This window comes from Saccharothrix carnea (assembly GCF_003014735.1).
GTDB lineage: Bacteria > Actinomycetota > Actinomycetes > Mycobacteriales > Pseudonocardiaceae > Actinosynnema > Actinosynnema carneum.
Genome location: NZ_PYAX01000001.1, coordinates 375,226 through 390,372 on the forward strand (window position 1 = coordinate 375,226; position 15,147 = coordinate 390,372).

The window sequence follows — 15,147 nt, forward strand, 5'->3', positions numbered from 1 at the left end:
CACGGCATGGCCGACGTCCCCGCTACCACTGTCCTGGTGCACAGCCCCTACCTCGGGCCCGCGAGCCTGCGCCCGCTCGCCGGGGCGCTGGCCGAACTCGGCCACCCCGTGGTGCTGCTCGACCTGCGTGTCACGGTCAACGCCGCGCCCGTCCACCAACGGCTGCTCGGCGTGTTCGCCGACGCCGTGGAGGACTCCCTGGTGGAGGGCGACCTGGTGCTGGTCGGGCACAGCGGAGCCGGTCCGCTGCTGCCCGCGTTCGCCGACGCCCTGGAGACGCCCGTGCGCGGGCTGGTGTTCCTCGACGCGGACCTGCCCACGCCGGGGCGGAGCTGGCGGGACGACGCGCCCGCCGAGCGGATGGCCCACCTGAAGACCATCGCGCGGGACGGGCTGATGCCGCGCTGGGACCTGTGGTTCGCGCCCGAGGCGCTGTCGGCGATGGTGCCGGACGTGCGGCTGCTGGAGGAGATCGTGGCCGAGGCGCCCGAGGTGCCGCTGGCGTTCCTGAAGGAGCCCCGGCCCACCGTGGCGTGGACCGGGCCGTGCTCGTACGTGCGGCTCAGCCCCGCCTACGACTCCGCCGCGTCGGCCGCGCGCGAGCTGGGCTGGCCGGTGGTGGAGGTCGACAGCCACCACCTGGGCGCCGTGACGTCGCCCGAGGTGGTGGCGGAGGCGTTGGTGCCGCTGCTCAGCAGATGGTGAGGATCTCGGCGCCGTCCGCGGTGACGACGATCGTGTGCTCGAACTGGGCGGTCCAGCTCTTGTCGCGGGTGGTGACCGTCCAGCCGTCGTCCCACAGGTCGTGCTCGATGCCGCCGAGGGTGATCATCGGCTCGATGGTGAACGTCATGCCCTCTTCGATGATCGTGGGCACGTGCGGCGCGTCGTAGTGCAGCACCATCAGGCCGCTGTGGAAGGTGCGGCCGATGCCGTGGCCGGTGAAGTCGCGCACCACGCCGTAGCCGAAGCGGTTGGCGTAGGACTCGATGACCCGGCCGACCACGTTGAGCTGCCGACCAGGCTTCACGGCCTTGATGGCGCGCATGGTGGCCTCGTGCGTGCGTTCGACCAGGAGGCGGGCCTCCTCGCTCACGTCGCCCGCGAGGAAGGTGGCGTTCGTGTCGCCGTGCACGCCGCCGATGAAGGCGGTGACGTCGACGTTGACGATGTCACCGTCCTCGACCACGGTCGAGTCGGGGATGCCGTGGCAGATGACCTCGTTCAGCGAGGTGCAGCAGGACTTGGGGAAACCGCGGTAGCCGAGCGTGGACGGGTACGCGCCGTTGTCGCACAGGAACTCGTGGGCGACCGCGTCGATCTCGTCGGTGGTCACGCCGGGCACGATCACCTTGCCCGCCTCCTGCAACGCCTGCGCGGCCAGTCTGCCCGCGACGCGCATCGCCTCGATCACCTCGGGCGGCTGCACCCACGGATCGGTGTTGCGCTTGGGTTCGGGCCGGTCGACGTACTCGGGCCGCTCGATCTCGGCGGGCACCGGACGGCGCGGGGACAGCACACCTGGCTGGAGGACGGCACGCACGGACATGCCCCCAGATTACGGCTCAGCGTGATGAGGCATGCGCCACGTGTCCCCTACGCGGTCCGTCCAGGTCACCAGCGCTCCTCCGATCGCCTCCGGAGCACCACCTCGGACAGCGGCGGACCGGATCCGGCGGGCAGCGGCTCGGTCAACAGGTGGTCCCGGCTGCTGGTGGCCGGGATCGATGCACCGGCCGCGATGAGGTGTTCCCGCACTTCGTCCCGACCCATGCGCGACATGATGCCATCAGCGACTGCTCCGTTCAGCCGAACGCGGCAAGGAAGCGGGCCGTGGCGTCGACGGCCGGGGCGGAGCTGTTGGTGCCCAGGATCAGGGTCGCGAACGCCACGTCGCCGCGGTAGCCGACGAACCAGCCGTGGGAGTTCGTGCCGTCGCCGAACTGCGCCGTGCCCGTCTTGCCCCGCACGTCCCCGTACGGCTTGAGCTGCGGCGCGGTGCCCGATTCGACGACCTCCCGCATCATCGCCCGCAACGGCTCCAGCACGGCGGGCGCCGGTGGGGCCGGGGTGCGGTCGACCTTCGTCTCACGGCCCTTCAGCAGCGTCGGGACCGGCATCTCGCCCGTCGCCGTCGTCGCCGCCACCACCGCCATGCCGAACGGGCTGGCCAGCAGCTTGCCCTGACCGAAGCCGTCCTCCGCCCGCTCCACCACGTCGGTGGCGGGCGGCACGGAACCGGTGATCGTGGTGATCGCCGGGATCTCGAAGTCGACGCCGAGGCCGAACGACTCCGCCGCCTTGGTCAGCGCGTCCGGCGCCATCCCGGCCGCGAGCTGCGCGAACGTCGTGTTGCAGGAGAACGCGAACGCCGAGTGCAGCGGGATCGTGCCCTTGTCGAACTCGTGGTCGTTCGGCACGACCCGGCGACCGTCGATGACCGCCTTGCCGGGGCACGGCAGCGGGCTGTCCGCCGTCGCCTGCCCGGACGACATCGCCGCCGCCGCCGTCACGATCTTGAACGTCGACCCGGGCGGGTAGCGGCCGGTCAACGCCACCGGACCCTCCGCGTCCGCCGGGCCGTTCTGCGCCACCGCCAGCACCTCGCCGGTGGACGCCTGCAGCGCCACCAGCATCGCCGCCTGCGGCACGGGTTCCAGCGCGTCCTCCGCCGCCGCCTGCGCGGTCCGGCTCAGCGCGGTCGAGATCGCCTGCGCCGGCTCCGGCGCCTGCTCGTGCAGGGTCTCCACCTCGTCACCGGCCGCGTTCACGGTGTAGACGCGCAGCCCGGCCCGGCCGGCGATCTCCTCCTCGACGGCCTTGCGCACGGCGGGCAGCACCTGCGAGCCGAACGTGCGCGACGGCGCGAGCAGGCTCGTCTGCGTGGTGAACCGCACCCCGGGCAGCTCGTAGATCGCGGGCTTCACGGTCTGGTAGTCCGCATCGCGCAGCGCGGCCACCTGGTAGACCTGCCCGGCGGGCACCTTCGACACGCCGTCCACGATCGAGGCCTGGGTGATCGCGGCGTCGATCGGCGTGAGGGCCGCAGCCAGCGCGGCGGCCACCGCGTTGACGTCACCAGCCTCCTTGGCGTCGAGCAGGATCGACACGACCACCTCCGGCGCGAGCAGCGGCGTGCCGTCCCGGTCCAGCACCGGCGCCAGCGCGGGCTTCACCTCGGCCACGCCCAACGTCTGCTGCACGGCCAGCTTCGGGTGCACGACCGAAGGCGCCCAGTGCACCTTCCAGTCGTCCTCCTCGCGGCGCAGGTCGAACTCGGTCCGGTAGCTCCACGCGTGGTCGTGGCCGAGGTCCCAGTCCAGCTGCGCGGTCGCGTCGGCGGTGGTCGACTCGCCCGCCGAGCGCACCTGCTCGACCCTGGCGCCCAGTCCCTCGGGCTTGAGCACCTCGCGGACCTTGCCCAGCACCTCCTTGGCGCCGCCCGGGTCGTCGGTCAGCCCGGCCGCGCCGTCGACGTCACCGGCGGCGAGCTTGGCCAGGAAGTCGCCGGCCACCTGGTCGGGACCCGGACGGGAGGAGAAGAGGCCGCAGCCGCTGACGAGCAGCAGGACCACCCCGAAGAGGGCCACCTTGCGCGCGATCACGGCGCCGAGTATGCCCGGTGTCGCCCACGACACACCGCGACGGTGTCAGAACAGGACGGTCGCGTACTGGCCGACCTGGGAGAACCCGATCTTGCGGTACGCCGCCTTGGCCACGTCGTTGTAGGAGTTCACGTACAGCGACGCGGTCCGGCCCAGGCCCCTGACCAGGCGTTCGGCCACCGCCGCGGTCCCCGCCGCGCCGATGCCGTTGCCGCGGCGGTCCGGCCGCACCCACACGCCCTGGATCTGGCCGACCTTCGCCGACATGGCCCCGATCTCGGCCTTGAACACCACGTCGCCGCCCTCGAACCGGGCGAACGCGCGCCCGCCCGCGATGAGCTCGGCCACCCGCGCCCGGTACGACGCGCCGCCGTCCTCGGCGCACGGGTCGACGCCGACCTCCTCGATGAACATGGCGATCGCGGCGGGCAGGTACCGGTCCAGTTCGTCCGGTCGAACGGGCCGGACGAGCGGGTCCAGCGGGATCGACGGGCTGCCGCCCAGCGCCATCAGCGGCTGGTCGGCGCGCACCTCGCGGGCCGGTCCCCAGTCGGGTGCCAGTTCCTCCCACAGGCCGAGCACCTGCTCGGCGGGCCCGACCAGCGACGAGCACATGCGACCGCGGCGGCGGGCGCGGTCGGCGAAGCTGCGCAGCGCGGTCGTGTTGCCACGCAGCGGGATCAGGTTCGGCCCGGCGAAGCACAGCGCGTCGACCCGGCCGCCGCGCAGCGACCGGTGGTCGTACGCCCACACCTCGCCGCCGAGCCGCCACGGGTCCAGGCCCGCGACCTCGACCCGGGCGGCGACCATGCAGGACGCCACCGGGTCGGCCGCCAGCACGGCGAGGACCTCCGACAGGTCCCGCTCGTCGAGCAAACGCGCGCCAGCCAACCTCAGCACGCCGTCAAGCCTGCCAGATGGACACCGTTACCCGCGCGTCTGCCACCCGCTCAGCCGACTCCCGGCCCGCCTCAGCCGACCGTCACGACGGGTTCGCCGCCGTCGACGGTCTCGCCCATCTCCTCGGCGAGGCGCATGGCCTCCTCGATCAGGGTCTCCACGATCTGGTGCTCTGGCACGGTCTTGATCACCTTGCCCTTGACGAAGATCTGGCCCTTGCCGTTGCCCGAGGCGACGCCCAGGTCCGCCTCACGCGCCTCGCCCGGCCCGTTCACCACGCAGCCCATGACGGCGACCCGCAGCGGCACCTCCATGCCCTCCAGGCCCGCCGTGACCTGCTCCGCCAGCGTGTAGACGTCCACCTGCGCACGCCCGCACGACGGGCACGAGACGATCTCCAGCTTGCGCGGCCGCAGGTTGAGCGACTGCAGGATCTGGTGCCCGACCTTGACCTCTTCGACGGGCGGCGCGGACAGCGAGACGCGGATCGTGTCGCCGATGCCCTGCCGCAGCAGCGCGCCGAAGGCGACCGCCGACTTGATCGTGCCCTGGAACGCCGGACCGGCCTCCGTCACACCCAGGTGCAGCGGGTAGTCGCACTGCTCGGCCAGCAGCTCGTACGCCCGGATCATCACCACGGGGTCGTTGTGCTTCACCGAGATCTTCAGGTCGTGGAAGTCGTGCTCGGCGAACAGCGACGCCTCCCACAGCGCCGACTCCGCCAGCGCCTCGGGCGTGGCCTTGCCGTACTTCGCCATCAGGCGCGGGTCGAGCGAGCCGGCGTTCACGCCGATCCGGATCGGGGTGTTGTGGTCGCGGGCCGCCTGCGCGATCTCCTTGACCTTGTCGTCGAACTTCTTGATGTTGCCCGGGTTCACCCGCACCGCCGCGCACCCGGCCTCGATCGCCGCGAACACGTACTTCGGCTGGAAGTGGATGTCCGCGATGACCGGGATCTGCGACTTCTTCGCGATCGCCGCCAGCGCGTCCGCGTCGTCCTGCGACGGGCACGCCACCCGCACGATGTCGCAGCCCGCCGCGGTCAGCTCCGCGATCTGCTGCAACGTCGCGTTCACGTCCGCCGTGACGGTGGTCGTCATCGACTGCACCGAGACGGGGAACTCGCTGCCGACGCCGACCGAGCCCACCATGAGCTGGCGGGTCTTGCGCCGCTCCGACAACACCGGAGGAGGCATCGCCGGGAGACCGAGCATGACGCCGTCACTCATGAACTGGCACCTCTCACTGAGATCACTGGAAGAGCTTGATGGGGTTGACGATGTCGGCGGTGATCGTCAGCAGCGTGACCGACCCGCCGACGAAGATCACGAAGTAGGTCAACGGCAATAGTCGCAGGTAGTTGACCGGTGCGCCGGCCGGCAGCCCACGCAGCTTCCGGATCCAGTTTCGCACCCGTTCGTACAGGTTGACGGCGATGTGACCACCGTCAAGCGGCAGCAGCGGCAGGAGGTTGAACACACCCACGAAGAAGTTCAGCCCCGCCAGCATCAGCCAGAACAGCTGCCACAGGCCCCGGTCGACCGCCTCGCCGCCGAGCCTGCTCGCGCCGACCACGCTGACCGGGCTGTCGATGTCGCGCTCGCCACCGCCGATGGCCTCGATCACGGCCGGGATCTTCTGCGGGAAGTTGATCAGGCCGCGCCAGGTGTTCTCGAACATCGTGCCGGTGAACTGGGTCGCGCCGCCGATCGCGGTGATCGCGTTGTACTCGAAGTTGCGCTGCTGGATGACGCCGATGGCGCCGACCTCTTCGGTGTAGCGCGTGCCGTCCTTGCGCTGCATCTCGCGCTCGACCCGGGCGACGTCGGCGGTGAGCGTCAGCTCCTCACCGTCGCGGAGCACCTTGAACTCGGTCGTGCCCGTCCGCTCGCGGGTCTTGGTCAGCACGTCCGCCCACGTCGGCGTGGCCGCGCCACCCACCGCCACGATCTCGTCACCGACCTGGAAGCCCGCGTCCTTGGCCGGCGAGGGCGCACCGGGCGCGCACTCGGCGTCGGTGCTGCTCTGCACGCACGGGGCCACCTCCGCGATCAGCGCGGAGTCGCGCAGGTTCGGGATGCCCATGGTGAAGGCCATGAAGTACAGGATGATGAAGCCCACGATGAAGTGGGTGATGGAGCCCGCGGACAGCACCACCACGCGCTTCCAGGTCTTCTGCTTGTTGAACGCGCGGTGCTGGTCCTCCGGCGCGACCTCCTCCAGCGCGGTCATGCCGGTGATCTCGCAGAACCCGCCCGCCGGGATGGCCTTGATGCCGTACTCGGTCTCACCGCGGCGGAAGGACCAGATCTTCGGTCCGAACCCGATGAAGTACCGGGTCACCTTCATCCCGAACATCTTCGCCGTGGCCAGGTGGCCGAGCTCGTGCAGCGCGATGGAGATGCCGATGAGCAGGGCGAACAGCAGAATGCCCAGAAAAACGAGCACGTCAGTCCCTTCCAGACCCCACCGAAGTGGCCACGAGTTCCCGCGCCCGCGCCCGGGCCCATTGCTCCGCCGCGAGGACTTCGTCGACGTCGACCGGCTCATGCGCCCAGCCGTCCGCCTCCGCGAGCACCCGTTCGACAGTGTCCACGATGGAGGTGAACGACGTGCCGCCGCCGAGGAACACCGCGACCGCTTCCTCGTTCGCCGCGTTGTAGACCGCCGGGAGGCAGCCACCGCCGGAGCCCGCCTGCCTGGCCAGCCGCACCGCCGGGAACGTCTCGTCGTCCAGCGGCTCGAACGTCCACGCGGTCGCGACGTCGAAAGTACACGCGGCGGCGGCGCCGGGGACGCGGTCGGGCCAGCCCAGGGCCAGTGCGATCGGCAGCTTCATGTCCGGCGGGCTGGCCTGGGCGAGCGTGGAGCCGTCGGTGAAGGTGACCATCGAGTGCACGATCGACTGCGGGTGCACGACCACGTCGATGCGCTCGTAGGGCACGCCGAACAGCAGCTGCGCCTCGATCAGCTCCAGCCCCTTGTTGACCAGGGTGGCCGAGTTGATGGTGATGACCGGGCCCATCGACCACGTCGGGTGCGCCATGGCCTCACGCGCGGTGACGTCGGCGAGGTCGGCGCGGGTCCGGCCGCGGAACGGGCCGCCGGACGCGGTGAGCACGAGCTTGGCCACCTCGTCTGCCCGGCCGCCGCGCAGGCACTGGGCCAGCGCGGAGTGCTCGGAGTCGACCGGCACGAGCTGGCCCGGCTTGGCCGCCTTGAGCACCAGCGGACCGCCCGCGATCAGCGATTCCTTGTTGGCCAGGGCGAGCGTGGCGCCCGTCTTGAGGGCGTGCAGCGTCGGCGCCAGGCCGATGGAGCCGGTGATGCCGTTGAGCACCACGTCGGCGGGGGTGGAGTCGACCAGGTCGGTCATGGCGGTCGGGCCGGCGAGGATGCGCGGCAGCTTGAACGCGCCCTGCGGGTAGCCGCGCTTCTGCGCCTCGGCGTAGAGGGCGAGCGTGACGTCCTCGACCGCGGTGGCCCTTGCAACGGCCACGGCCCGCACGCCGAACTCGACGGCCTGGGCGGCGAGGGCGGCCGGGTCCGCGCCGCCGGCGGCCAGGCCGACCACGGAGAACCGGTCGCGGTTGGCGGCGATGACGTCGAGGGCCTGGGTGCCGACCGACCCGGTCGACCCGAGGACCAGGACGGTGCGTGGTGTGCTCATCACCACCCATTGTGGCCGAACCATCCTGATAGCCCGCACAGCGGTACTTCGATAACGGAACGGTAACGAACGCGTGGTCTCACCCGAACGTGGGCATTCCTCGATCAAGCGCCCGACGGATCCGCCCGTCGCGGCCATCAGGAAGGAGAGCCCCGTGGGCATCTTGGGTTGGATCGTCCTCGGCCTCATCGCGGGTGCCATCGCCAAGGCCATCATGCCTGGTCGGGACCCCGGCGGCATCATCATCACGATGCTGCTCGGCATTGTCGGCGCCATCATCGGTGGTTTCGTCGGCCGTGCCATCTTCGGGACCGACATCAACACGTTCTTCGACCTGAGCACTTGGCTGCTCGCCATCCTCGGCTCGCTGATCGTGCTGGGCATCTACCGCATGGTGACCGGTTCCCGAGCCAGGGCATGACGACGTCCGGAGCAGACAACCACTCTGAGTGTGCCCCGTCGAGAAATCGGCGGGGCACACCCATGTCCGGGCTCAGTTCGCCAGGCCCGCGTCCCGCGCCAGCAACGCCGCCTGCACCCGGTTGGTGAGCCCGAGCTTGGCCAACAGCCTGCTCACGTAGGTCTTCACGGTCGCCTCGCTCATGTGCAGCCGCTGCCCGACGTCGGCGTTCGACATGCCGAGCCCGAGCAGCGACAGCACCTCGACCTCGCGATCGGTCAGCCCTTCGACCTGGCGCATCGCCTCCTGGCGGCGCGGCTGGCCGACCTGAGCCACCATCCCCACCACCCGGCTCGTCACCATGGGTGACAGATACGCCTCGCCCGAGTGAACCGCCCGCACAGCGCGTAGCAACTCCTCCGGGGCGGAGTCCTTCAGCAGGAAGCCCGCGGCGCCGTCTGACAGCGCCCGGACGATGTTGTCGTCCTCGCCGAACGTGGTGAGCATCACCACCCGCACCGAAGGCGCGACGGTGCGCAGCTCGCGTGCCGCGGCCAGGCCGTCCAGGCGGGGCATCCGGATGTCGAGCACGGCGACGTCCACCCGCCGTTCCAGCGCGATGCGCACGGCTTCCCGGCCGTCACCGGCCTCCGCGACCAGCTCGATGTCGTCGGCGGTGCCGAGGATGGCCTTGATGCCCGCGCGCATCAGCGGCTCGTCGTCGGCGATGAGGACCCGGATCACGTTCACATCCCCTGCAGGTGGGTTTTCTTCTCGACCAGGGTGCCGTTCGCGAAGCAGAACCGCACGATCTTGGTCGCACGCGAGGAGTACGTCTGCACGTCGGCCACGCGGTACTCGCACTCCGCTCCGGCCGGCTCCGGCGCGGCGTCGGACGTGATGTCGCCCAGCGGCGGCTCGGCACCGCCCGGCAGCCTGGCCATCACCTCGGCCTGCGACTGTCCGACCGACACCGAGTCGTACAACTCCTCCGACACCACCTTGGTGACGGGCTGCGACCCGATCCACGTGTAGCCGCCGACGACCACCAGCACCACGATCCCGGCCAGCACGATCGAGCCGACGCCCGCCCACTTGCGGATGCCGGTCGGCTTGGCCGGTTCGGGCTGCTCCTCGTCGGACGGCTCGTCGCTCGCCGCCGCGGTGTCCTCGTACGGCAGCACGGCCGCGATCCGGAACCCGCCGGTCGGCAGCTCGCCGACGTGCAGCATGCCGCCCGCCAGCCGCACCCGCTCACCCAGCCCGATCAGGCCGAACCCGCCGCCGCTGGGCAGCTTGGCGCGGGGCGGGTTGTTGCGCACCTCCACCACCAGCGCGTCCGGCTCGTACTTCACGGTCACCTGCACGCTCGCGCCCGGCGCGTGCTTGTTGGCGTTGGTCAGGCCCTCCTGCGCGATGCGGTACGCGGCGTGGCTGACCTTCGCGGGCAGCGGCACGGCCTGCCCGCCGCGGACGAGGCTGACCCGCACACCGGCCCGCCGGGCGCCGTCGACCAGCTCGTCGATCGCGTCCACCGTCCGATTGTCGGTTCCGCCGACGGTGGTGCGGCGGACCTGGTCCTCCTCGGGCTCCTCGTCACGCCGCAGCACGCCGATGACGCCGCGCAGCTCCTCCATCGCGGTCAGGGCCGCGCTGCGCAGCACCTGCACCGCCTCGCGCTGCCGTTCGCCGAGACCGGAGTCCAGGGCCAGCGCGCCCGCGTGCACGGAGATGAGGCTGAGCCGGTGGCCGAGGCTGTCGTGCATGTCCTGGGCGATCCGGTTGCGCTCGCGCAGCCTGACCTGGCGCGACACCATCCGCCGCTCGCGCACCACCCGCTCCTCGCGCTCCTGCAGGGCCGCGACCAGGGCGTTGCGCTGGGCCGCGTACCGGCCGACCAGGAACGGCAGTGCCACCACCATGCCGTAGACGGTCAGCATCACGAACTGGCCGAACGGCCCGGAGAGGCCGGGCGTGGACACGCCCCAGGCGAACATGTGCAGGGCGAGCGCGAGGACCGCGGTGAGCAGCGAGCGCTGCCACGGCGCGATCCGGTAGCCGGCGGCGTAGGACAGCATGAGCACCAGGACGACGCCGCCGTGGTCGGCGCTGAAGACGACCCACGTGGCGATCAGCAGGGCCAGCGCGGGGAACAGCAGCCTGGTCAGGAAGATCGTCACGTACCCGACGCCCAGCGCGATCAGCGTCCACCCGGACAGCCGCCCGTTGCTCGCGAACCAGCCGGGCCACACGTCCAGGGTGAGGATCGCGAGGACGGCCAGCACCTCGCGGCCCACCCGCCAGGGCGTGACCTGGCCGAGGCGTTCGGCGTGGGTGCGCAGGAACGCGGCGGGCGCCTCCCGGAGGTCCGGCAGGGCGGGCCGGAGCCGCTGAACGACAGAGGTCACAGGGCACCACGGTAGGAGACCTACCCGCCGGTCGGCCGCGTTCCTTGGTCTCGACCGCTTCCGACGAAAGTTGACGCAGGTGACGCGCGTCGGGCGCGCCAGGCGACGACGAGCACGCCCGCGATCAGCACGGCCGCGCTCACCGCCACCATCAGCGTCGACAGCGCGACGATCTCCGGCGACACGCCCCGCCGGCCGGCCTGGGCGTACACGAACACCGGCAGCGTGGTGGAGCCCACACCGGTCAGGTAGCTGGACGTCACCACGTCGTCGAACGACAGCAGGAACGCGAACGCCGCCCCGGCCGCCACCGCGGGCGCGACCAGCGGCAACGTGACGGTGCGGAACGCCACCAGCGGGCTCGCGCCGAGGTCGGCGGCGGCCTCTTCGAGGCGGGGGTCCAGCCCGGCCACCCTGGCGCGCACCACGACCACCACGAAGCTCAGCGAGAACGCCACGTGCGCGGCCAGCAGGGCGCCGAACCCGAGCGGGATGCCCGCCAGCTTCACGCAGAACCCGAGCAGCGCCACCCCCAGCACCACCTCGGGCACCACGAGCGGCAGGCTCAGCAGCACCGTCCACGCGCCCCGGCCGGGGAACGCGCGGCGCAGCCCGAAGGCGGCGAGCGTGCCGATGGCGGTGGCGACCACGGCGCTCGTCGCGGCCAGCCGCAGGCTCAGCCCCAGCGCGTCGAGCACGCGCGCGTCGCCGAACAGCTCGACGTACCAGCGGGTGGACAGCCCGGTGACGCGGCTCAGCGACCGCGAGTCGTTGAACGAGACCAGCGCCAGCCACCCGATCGGCGCGTAGAGGAACCCGAACACCAGCGCGGCGACCACGCCCAGCACCCACGGCCGCCGGCTCACAGCACGTCCTCGCCCCGCCGACCGCGAAGCACCAGCACGACCGCCACCAGGACCAGCAGCACCACCGCCATCGCCGACCCGAGCGGCCAGTTGTTGCCGCCGCGGAACTGGTCGTCGATCACGCTGCCGAACGTCGACTGGCCCACCCCGCCGAGCAGCTTCGGCGTCACGAAATCACCCGCGGACGGCACGAAGACCAGCAACGACCCGGCCAGCACTCCCGGGAACACGCCGGGCAGCACCACCCGCAGGAACGTCGACGCCCGCCCGTGCCCCAGGTCGTAGGACGCCTCCACCTGCCGGTGGTCGAACCGCTCGCACGCCACGTACAGGGGCAGCACCATGAACGGCAGGAACCCGTACGTCAGCCCCACCACCACCGCGCCGTGCGTCAGCAGGAACCCGCCGTCACGGTCGAGCCCCACGGCGCCCAGCAGCAGGTTGACCAGGCCGTCACCGTCCAGCAGGGCCTTCCACGCGTAGATCCGGGCCAGGTAGCTCGACCAGAACGGCACCAGCACCGCCACCAGCAGCGCGGTCCGCAGCCGCCCGCCGTGCCGGGCGATGAACCACGCCAGCGGGAAGCCCAGGATCAGGCACAACGCCGTGGTCGCGCCCGCGTAGGCCAGCGTCCGGCCGAAGATCGGCAGGAACGCCGGGTCCAGCGCGGTCGCGTACGCCCGCAGCGTCCACGGCAGCACGCCACGCGCCACGCCGGTGTCGCGGGTGGCGAAGCTGAACTGCACCACCAGCGCCAGCGGCGCGATCAGGAACAGGCCGAGCCACACCCCGGTCGGCGCGAGCAGACCCGTGGCGACCAGCCACCGCGGCCGGGCCGTCAACCGGTCTTCACCCTGGTCCAGGCGTCGGCGTAGCGGGCCTCCACGTCCGCGCCGAGGTCCTTGGTGAACGGCAGCTTGGCCAGTTGCTCGTCCGGCGGGTAGACCAGCGGGTCGTCGAGCAGCTCGGGGTCGATCAAGGGCTTGGCGGCCTCGTTCGGGCTGCCGTAGCGGATGGCGTTGGCCAGCGCGGCGCCGACCGCCGGGTCCAGCACGTAGTCGATGAACTTGTGCGCGTTCTCCGCGTGCGGCGCGTCCTTCGGCACGCACAGCAGGTCCACGTACGACAGGCCGCCCTCGACCGGGATGGCGTAGGCCAGGTCCTCGTTCGCCTCGCGGGCCTGGAACGCGTCGCCGGAGTACGCCTGGGCCAGCGGCACCTGACCGGAGGTGAGCGGCTCGATCACGTCCGAGGTGATCTGGCCGAGCTTCTCCTTCAGCTCCAGCAGGACCTCCACCGCCTCGGCGAGCTGCTTCTCGTCGGTGGTGTTCGGGTCGTGGCCGAGCATGAGCAGGCCGAGCGCCATCGCGTCGCGCGCCTCGTCCAGGATCGTGCTGCGGCCCTGCGCGGCGGCCAGGTCGTAGGCTGAGAACCCGGTCACCTCGCCGAGCTGCGACTTCGAGTACGCCAGGCCGGTGGTGCCCCACGCCCACGGCACCGAGTGGGCGTGGCCCGGGTCGTAGTCGGCCTCGGTGAACCGCTTGCCCACGTTCTCCAGGTTCGGCAGCAGGTCGTGGTCCAGCGGGGAGAGCAGCCCGGAGCGCAGGAACCGGCGCAGGAAGTTGTCGCTGGGCACCACCAGGTCGTACCCGGCCGCGCCGGAAGCGATCTTGGCTTCCATCTCGTCGTTGGAGCTGAAGTTGTCGTAGGTGACGTCGATGCCCGAGGCGTCGGTGAAGCCGGACAGCGTCTCGGGCGCGATGTAGTCGGTCCAGTTGTAGAAGTTGAGCTTCGGCTCGGCGATCGCGTTGGTCGCCTTGGTGCTCGACGCGGGCGTCGTGCTGCTCGTGGCGGTCGACGGTGCCTCGCCGACACCGCACGCCCCGGTGGCGGCCAGTGCGAAGAACGCCGTCGACCGCAGCATCGTCCGCCGGGTCACGCGCGGGTTCCCGGTGTCCCAGAGGCGGGCGATCCGGAGGTGCTTCTCAGTCATCCAAACCCTCTCTTGGGGTGCTCCCCAGCAGCACGGTGAAGTCGGGGTCCCAGGCCATCCGCACGGGCTGGCCCGGCGAGCCCGCGTCGGCGACGCGGTGGGTGTTCTGGACGAACGCGACCAGCTCCGCGCCGCCCGGCACGTCCACCACGTACTGCGTGGACACGCCCGCGTACACGACGTCGCGGACCGTGCCGGTGAGCACGCACCAGCCGGTGGGCGGCTCGTCGGCGAGGTCGTGCAGGTGCACCTTCTCCGGGCGCACGGTCGCCGCGACGCGCTGCCCGTGGCGGATCACGTGGCCGTTCAGCGGTGCTCTGAGGCCGGTGACGCCCGGCGCGTCCAGCACCACCCAGCGACCGTCCACACCGGACACTTCCGCGTCCAGGATGTTGGAGGTGCCGATGAACCCGGCGACGAACCGGGTGGCCGGGCGCTCGTAGACGTCCTCCGGGTAGCCGACCTGCGCCAGCCGGCCCGCGTTCATCACGGCGACGCGGTGGGACAGCACCAGCGCCTCTTCCTGGTCGTGCGTGACGTAGAGGAACGTGGTGCCGACCTCGCGCTGGATGCGCATCAGCTCGATCTGCAACTCCTTGCGCAGCACCGCGTCCAACGCGCCCAGCGGCTCGTCCAGGAGCAACAGCCGCGGTCCGGCCGCCAGCGCGCGGGCGATCGCGACGCGTTGCTGCTGGCCGCCGGACAGCTGCGCGGGTCGCCGCTTGGCGTACCGGTCGAGCCGGACCAGCTCCAGGTGCTCGCCCACCACCTGCTTCAGCCGCGCACCGCGCACGCCCTTGCGCTTGACGCCGTAGGCGACGTTGTCCCACACCGAGAGGTGCGGGAACAGGGCGTAGGACTGGAAGACCGTGTTCACGTCACGCCGGTAGGGCGGCACGCCGACGACGTCCACCCCGTCCAGCTCGATCCGGCCCGCGGTCGGGTCCTCGAACCCGGCGATCATGCGCAGCAACGTCGTCTTGCCGCAGCCGGACGGGCCGAGGACGGAGAAGAACTCGCCTTCGTGGATCCGCAACGTGACGTCGTCCACCGCGGTCTGGTCGGCGAAGCGCTTGGTGACGCCGTGGAGGCCGACTTCGACCGGCGCGAAGGTGTCCGGCGTGCGGCCTTCGGCCGGGTGGAAGCCTGTTACCGGCTGTTCGGTCAACCTCGTCGCCTTTCTGGGCAGTCTGGTGCCCGTTCCGGCCTGGCGGGGTGCGGCGAATACGCGGCGAACTCGCGCGCGGGCCGAGGGTAGACGTCACGGCGGTGCCGCGCACCTCACGTCTCGTGTGGAAGGCGCGT

Annotated in this window: 15 protein-coding genes; 2 read left to right on the forward strand and 13 right to left on the reverse strand. The window is 71.4% G+C overall.

Features of this window, described 5'->3' with window-relative positions; genetic code table 11:
* Nucleotides 1–6 precede the first annotated feature (6 nt).
* Nucleotides 7–705, forward strand: coding sequence for an alpha/beta hydrolase family protein (locus B0I31_RS01820; RefSeq protein WP_106613517.1), 699 nt, complete (start codon nucleotides 7–9; stop codon nucleotides 703–705).
* Here B0I31_RS01820 and map read toward each other — a convergent pair.
* The 7 genes from map to dxr form a co-directional block, all read right to left on the reverse strand.
* Nucleotides 692–1,549 carry a type I methionyl aminopeptidase gene (map, locus tag B0I31_RS01825; RefSeq protein WP_106613518.1) on the reverse strand — a complete coding sequence of 286 codons (858 nt, stop codon included), beginning with the start codon at nucleotides 1,547–1,549 and terminating at the stop codon, nucleotides 692–694. The genes B0I31_RS01820 and map overlap by 14 nt on opposite strands.
* A 65-nt stretch (nucleotides 1,550–1,614) precedes the next feature.
* Complete coding sequence (locus B0I31_RS40325; protein ID WP_181319944.1) at nucleotides 1,615–1,773, reverse strand: hypothetical protein; 159 nt, start codon at nucleotides 1,771–1,773, stop codon at nucleotides 1,615–1,617.
* Between the two features lie 32 nt (nucleotides 1,774–1,805).
* Nucleotides 1,806–3,605 carry a penicillin-binding transpeptidase domain-containing protein gene (locus B0I31_RS01830; RefSeq protein ID WP_106613519.1) on the reverse strand — a complete coding sequence of 600 codons (1,800 nt, stop codon included), beginning with the start codon at nucleotides 3,603–3,605 and terminating at the stop codon, nucleotides 1,806–1,808.
* A 45-nt stretch (nucleotides 3,606–3,650) separates the two neighbouring features.
* On the reverse strand, nucleotides 3,651–4,505 hold the full coding sequence (locus B0I31_RS01835; protein WP_181319945.1) for a GNAT family N-acetyltransferase: 855 nt from the start codon (nucleotides 4,503–4,505) through the stop codon (nucleotides 3,651–3,653).
* A 71-nt stretch (nucleotides 4,506–4,576) separates the two neighbouring features.
* Nucleotides 4,577–5,734: a flavodoxin-dependent (E)-4-hydroxy-3-methylbut-2-enyl-diphosphate synthase gene (ispG, locus tag B0I31_RS01840; protein WP_106613520.1), complete on the reverse strand. Its 1,158-nt coding sequence runs from the start codon at nucleotides 5,732–5,734 to the stop codon at nucleotides 4,577–4,579.
* A gap of 22 nt (nucleotides 5,735–5,756) precedes the next feature.
* The gene (locus tag B0I31_RS01845) at nucleotides 5,757–6,953 is read right to left on the reverse strand and encodes a M50 family metallopeptidase (protein WP_106613521.1); all 1,197 of its coding nucleotides are present in this window, start codon (nucleotides 6,951–6,953) and stop codon (nucleotides 5,757–5,759) included.
* 1 nt (nucleotide 6,954) lies between these two features.
* Entirely contained in the window at nucleotides 6,955–8,175 is a 1,221-nt protein-coding gene (gene dxr / locus B0I31_RS01850) for a 1-deoxy-D-xylulose-5-phosphate reductoisomerase (protein ID WP_106613985.1), read from the reverse strand.
* A gap of 154 nt (nucleotides 8,176–8,329) precedes the next feature.
* On the opposite strand from dxr, the gene B0I31_RS01855 reads away from it, so the two are divergent.
* Nucleotides 8,330–8,596, forward strand: a complete 267-nt coding sequence (locus B0I31_RS01855) for a GlsB/YeaQ/YmgE family stress response membrane protein (RefSeq protein ID WP_073896502.1) — start codon at nucleotides 8,330–8,332, stop codon at nucleotides 8,594–8,596.
* 72 nt (nucleotides 8,597–8,668) lie between these two features.
* Here B0I31_RS01855 and B0I31_RS01860 read toward each other — a convergent pair whose 3' ends face one another.
* The 6 genes from B0I31_RS01860 to B0I31_RS01885 are packed head-to-tail and all read right to left on the reverse strand — an operon-like array spanning nucleotide 8,669 to nucleotide 15,010.
* Nucleotides 8,669–9,319, reverse strand: a complete 651-nt coding sequence (locus B0I31_RS01860) for a response regulator (protein ID WP_106613986.1) — start codon at nucleotides 9,317–9,319, stop codon at nucleotides 8,669–8,671.
* A gap of 2 nt (nucleotides 9,320–9,321) precedes the next feature.
* Complete coding sequence (locus B0I31_RS01865) at nucleotides 9,322–10,983, reverse strand: sensor histidine kinase (RefSeq protein WP_106613522.1); 1,662 nt, start codon at nucleotides 10,981–10,983, stop codon at nucleotides 9,322–9,324.
* A gap of 20 nt (nucleotides 10,984–11,003) precedes the next feature.
* The gene (locus B0I31_RS01870) at nucleotides 11,004–11,849 is read right to left on the reverse strand and encodes an ABC transporter permease (RefSeq protein ID WP_106613523.1); all 846 of its coding nucleotides are present in this window, start codon (nucleotides 11,847–11,849) and stop codon (nucleotides 11,004–11,006) included.
* A complete protein-coding gene (locus tag B0I31_RS01875) occupies nucleotides 11,846–12,691 on the reverse strand; it encodes an ABC transporter permease (protein WP_106613524.1) in 846 nt (281 codons plus the stop codon). The genes B0I31_RS01870 and B0I31_RS01875 overlap by 4 nt, the downstream gene beginning before the upstream one ends.
* Nucleotides 12,688–13,842 carry a polyamine ABC transporter substrate-binding protein gene (locus B0I31_RS01880; protein ID WP_106613525.1) on the reverse strand — a complete coding sequence of 385 codons (1,155 nt, stop codon included), beginning with the start codon at nucleotides 13,840–13,842 and terminating at the stop codon, nucleotides 12,688–12,690. Before B0I31_RS01880 ends, B0I31_RS01875 begins: the two co-directional genes overlap by 4 nt.
* The gene (locus tag B0I31_RS01885) at nucleotides 13,835–15,010 is read right to left on the reverse strand and encodes an ABC transporter ATP-binding protein (RefSeq protein ID WP_106613526.1); all 1,176 of its coding nucleotides are present in this window, start codon (nucleotides 15,008–15,010) and stop codon (nucleotides 13,835–13,837) included. Before B0I31_RS01885 ends, B0I31_RS01880 begins: the two co-directional genes overlap by 8 nt.
* Nucleotides 15,011–15,147: the final 137 nt, after the last annotated feature.

Bases quoted from the DNA above. Each gene is read 5' to 3' on its own strand.
- map (WP_106613518.1), bottom strand. From the start codon at position 1,549: ATGTCCGTGCGTGCCGTCCTCCAGCCAGGTGTGCTGTCCCCGCGCCGT.
- B0I31_RS01880 (WP_106613525.1), bottom strand. From the start codon at position 13,842: ATGACTGAGAAGCACCTCCGGATCGCCCGCCTCTGGGACACCGGGAAC.
- B0I31_RS01820 (WP_106613517.1), top strand. From the start codon at position 7: ATGGCCGACGTCCCCGCTACCACTGTCCTGGTGCACAGCCCCTACCTC.
- B0I31_RS40325 (WP_181319944.1), bottom strand. From the start codon at position 1,773: ATGGGTCGGGACGAAGTGCGGGAACACCTCATCGCGGCCGGTGCATCG.
- dxr (WP_106613985.1), bottom strand. From the start codon at position 8,175: ATGAGCACACCACGCACCGTCCTGGTCCTCGGGTCGACCGGGTCGGTC.
- ispG (WP_106613520.1), bottom strand. From the start codon at position 5,734: ATGAGTGACGGCGTCATGCTCGGTCTCCCGGCGATGCCTCCTCCGGTG.